Source organism: Roseateles sp. P5_B10, from assembly GCF_056400485.1.
The window spans coordinates 1-3,989 of sequence record NZ_JBFULE010000492.1 but is presented as its reverse complement, the minus strand read 5'-3'; the positions used below and the strand labels follow the sequence as shown (position 1 = coordinate 3,989).

Annotated in this window: 3 protein-coding genes; 2 read left to right on the top strand and 1 reads right to left on the bottom strand. The window is 62.8% G+C overall.

Features of this window, described 5'->3' with window-relative positions:
* Positions 1 to 1,612: cellulase family glycosylhydrolase (locus AC1DU6_RS22550; RefSeq protein ID WP_477859737.1), on the top strand; the 1,612-nt coding region annotated here is incomplete at its 5' end.
* Positions 1,613 to 1,919: 307 nt separating this feature from the next.
* Positions 1,920 to 3,404 carry a GH39 family glycosyl hydrolase gene (locus AC1DU6_RS22545; protein WP_477859735.1) on the top strand — a complete coding sequence of 495 codons (1,485 nt, stop codon included), beginning with the start codon at positions 1,920 to 1,922 and terminating at the stop codon, positions 3,402 to 3,404.
* Between the two features lie 251 nt (positions 3,405 to 3,655).
* Here AC1DU6_RS22545 and AC1DU6_RS22540 read toward each other — a convergent pair.
* On the bottom strand, positions 3,656 to 3,989 hold a 334-nt coding region (locus AC1DU6_RS22540; RefSeq protein WP_477859734.1), incomplete at its 5' end, for a TRAP transporter large permease subunit.

Here is a 3,989-nt window from a genome sequence, read left to right as displayed (position 1 = left end):
CCTCGCGCAGGCGCAAAGCTGCGGCAGCGGCGGCGGCGCCACCGTCTGCCTCACAGCCAGCGGCACGGCCAACAACAACCAGCTCAGTTGGACCGTCAGCGGCACCGTCACGTCGTTGGAGGTCTACCGCGACATCGACGCCGACCCTGCGGGCCGCACCCGCATCGCCGTGCCGGGCAGCAGCGCCCGGAGCTACGCCGACGGCTCGGCCAACACCGGCACGCCSTACTGGTACTGGGTCAAGTTCACGACCAGCGCCGGCAGCTACAACTCCGGCTCGGCCAGCGCCACACGCGGCAGCAGCTGCGCGCCGACAGCCATCACGCCCTACATCAGCGCCAATGGCTCCTGGACGCAGACGTCCTCAGCCACGGTCACCGCAGGCAACTCGGCCATCCTCGGCCCGCAGCCCGTGACCGGCGGCTCGTGGGGCTGGAGCGGCTGCGGTACGTCGGGTTCGGCACGCCAGCAGACCATCACGCCCACTGCCAGCTGCACGGCCACCGCCACCTATACCAACACCTGCGGCGCCAAGACCACCCAGGCGTTCGCGATCACCGTGCCCAGCGCGCAGACCCAAGTCTTTCCGAATCCCGGTATCAACCTGGGAAACACCCTCGAAGCATTCTGGCCAGGAGCGGCGGCGCCCACCAAGGCACTGATCGACTCCATCAGGGATAGGGGGTTCAAGACCCTGCGCATACCCGTTGCGTGGGATTTTCATTCCACCAACGGAACGATCGATCCCGCGTTCATGGCCCAGGTCAAGCAGACGGTCGACTGGGCCCTCGCCGACGGCCTGTACGTCATCATCAACGACCACTATGACCTTGGCTGGTTCGAACGCAACGGCTTCAATTCCTACGACCCTGCGATCAATGCCAAGTTGATCAACATGTGGACCCAGGTTGCGAATACTTTCAAATGGTATGACAGCGACAAATTGGCCTTCGCTGTCGCCAACGAACCTGACGCGCCAACCCAGGCCAAGACCGATGTGCTCTACAAATACCAGCAGAATTGGATTACCGCGATGCGCGCCAACGGCGGCGGCAATGCCGTTCGCTGGCTGATCGTCCAAGGGCCGAACACCAATATCGATAACACGATTAACTATGGAAAGAATCTACCTTCGGATCCGGCGAATAAGCGGATGGTCGAAGTGCACTTTTATGATCCCTTCGACTTCACCTTGATGGAAACAGATGAGTCGTGGGGGACTTGGAGTGCCTTCTGGGGAAGTTATAACGTGAGCAATCAGTTTACGAATCGCAATGTCAAGGGGGGATATAACGAAAGCTCCATTGATGCTCAGCTCGCCAAGATGAAGTATTTCACGGACCGGGGTATCCCCGTGCTGATCGGCGAATATCGCGCGGGGGTAAAGCCGGCGAGCCTCGGCCTGACCGGCTCATACAAGGACCAGAACTACCGGGCAGCCACGCACTGGAACAAGTACGTGCAGAACAAGATCGCCAGCCTTGGGTTCAGTGGCACGGGCTGGGTAACCCAACACGACATTTTCCACGAGACGACCGGTGAAGTCCTGGACTGGAACCTGCTTGGCTCCATGCTTGGCACTTCCGATATTGCTCCGATTCCGGGTCTGTAATTCCCTGGGAGTTTGTCCGAAGGTCCGCCGCATGGCGGACCTTCTTTTGAATTCCTTGGCCGATTCCGGACGTATCTACGACAGCGGGAACGGCCGCGGTTTCCTCTACAGCAACTGAGCCAATGGTTCGGCGGCCTGGCGTCCAGCTTCTGGCGCCGGGCCTGCCGCCCTCTCTTCCGAAGTCCTCCGAAATCCTCCAATGAACACATCCCTGTCCCTGCCCCGAAGCGTTATCAGCCTCGCGGCGACGCTCCTTTCACTTGGCCTGTGCACCGCGACCCCTGCGGCCACTCCCGCCGCTCGCGTGGTGACGCTGGACCGCGCTGCTGCGACCCAGCCCATGGACCGCTTCTTCGATCTCTCGGTCGGCGCGGACTACCCGGGCACCACCGGCCGCCCCGAAAACCTCGCCCAGCTCAAGACGGCTGCGGACGAGCTGGGCTTTCGCTATGTGCGCTTCCACGACATCTTTCACGACGTCTACGGCACGGTGAAGAAGGACGGCGACAAGCTGGTGTTCGACTGGACCGGCATCGACAAGCTGTACGACGGCATGCTGGCCAGTGGCGTCAAGCCCTTCATCGAGCTGGGCTTCACACCCGCCGTGATGAAGACCTCCGACCTGAAGATCTTCTACTGGAAGGGCAACACCTCGCACCCGCAGCCAGGGCCGTGGGCCGAGCTGATCGACGCGTTCGCGCGCCACCTCATCCAGCGCTATGGCATCGAAGAGGTGCGCAAGTGGCCGTTCGAAGTGTGGAACGAGCCCAACCTCGACGGCTTCTGGGAAAAGGCCGACCAGAAGGCCTATTTCGAGCTGTACGCCAACACCGCGCGCACGCTCAAGAAGGTGGACGCCCAACTGAAGGTGGGCGGCCCCGCGACGGCCGGCGCTTTCTGGGTGCCCGAGTTGCTGGCTTATGCCAAGCAGGAAGGCGTGCCGGTCGACTTCGTCACCACCCATACCTACGGCGTCACGGAAGGCTACCTCGACGAGTTCGGCAAGTCGGACCGCATCCTGGACCCTAACCCCGACGCCATCGTCGGCGACGTGCGCCGCAATCGCAAAGAGATCGAAGCCTCGCCGTTCCCCGGTATTCCGCTGTACCTCACCGAGTGGAGCACCAGCTACAACCCGTACGACAAGGTGCACGACAGCTACATCAGCGCACCGTGGATCCTGACCAAGCTGCGCGCCACGCGAGGCTATGCGCAGGCGATGAGCTACTGGACCTACAGCGACCTGTTCGAGGAGCCGGGCCCGCCGCCCCGCGCCTTCCATGGCGGCTTCGGCTTGATGACACGCGATGGCCTGCGCAAGACGACTTGGTTCGCCTACAAGTACCTCAATGCGCTACGCGGCAATGAGATCCCGAGCGCCGACGACAAGGTACTGGCCGCAGTCGACGGCGACAAGACTGCCGTCGTGGCATGGGACTGGCAGCATCCTGATCAAAAGAGCACCGCTAACGGCGTGTTCTTCGCCAAGCCGGTGCCCAACGGCCCGGCGCCAGCGCTCAAGCTCGCGCTGCGAAACCTGAAGCCGGGCGCCTATCGGCTCGAGCTGCGTCGCGCCGGCTACAAGGCCAACGACGCCTACACCGCTTACCTCGAGATGGGTTCGCCCATCAACCTCGACGCGGCGCAGCTTGCCAAGCTGCAGTCACTGACCCGCGACCTTCCCGAAGTAAAGCGCACCGTCAACATCGGCAAGGACGGCCTGCTGMACTTCACCGTGCCAATGCGCAGCAACGACATCACCTTGCTGACGCTGGACCCGGTCAAGCGCTGAAACGCAGTGCTGCTTGCATCACGATACGCCCCCTAACCGCCGTCTTTCCAGCCACTCTCCCAGGCGTATCGGCGCAAAAGACCCAGACGCTGGCAACCGGAGCAGTGCAGCTCGGCTGTGCTGGTCTCCGCATACCAACCGCCCGCGAGTGACGGCTCCTGGCCGAGACCTAACCTCCGTGGCCATCATCTCGACCGGCAGCAACCGCTGCAAAGGCGACCGGCGGCTTCAAGCTCGAAGCGGCCGAGGCTTCAATAGAACCAGCGCAGCGGTGCGAGCACGGTCTGAGGGAACAGGACCATCACGAACATCACCGCGAACTGGGCGGCCATGAAGGGCAGGACCCCGCGCGTGACCTCGTCCATCTTCATGCGGCCAACGCCAGCCACCACGTTGAGGACGGTGCCGACCGGCGGCGTGATCAGGCCGATGGAGTTGTTGACGATGAAGAGCACGCCGAAGTAGACCGGGTCGATGCCGGCCGCCTTGATCAACGGCATCAGCACCGGCGTCAGGATCAGGATGGTGGGCGTCATGTCCATGGCCGTGCCCACGAGCATCACGAGCACCATGATGGCGGTCAGG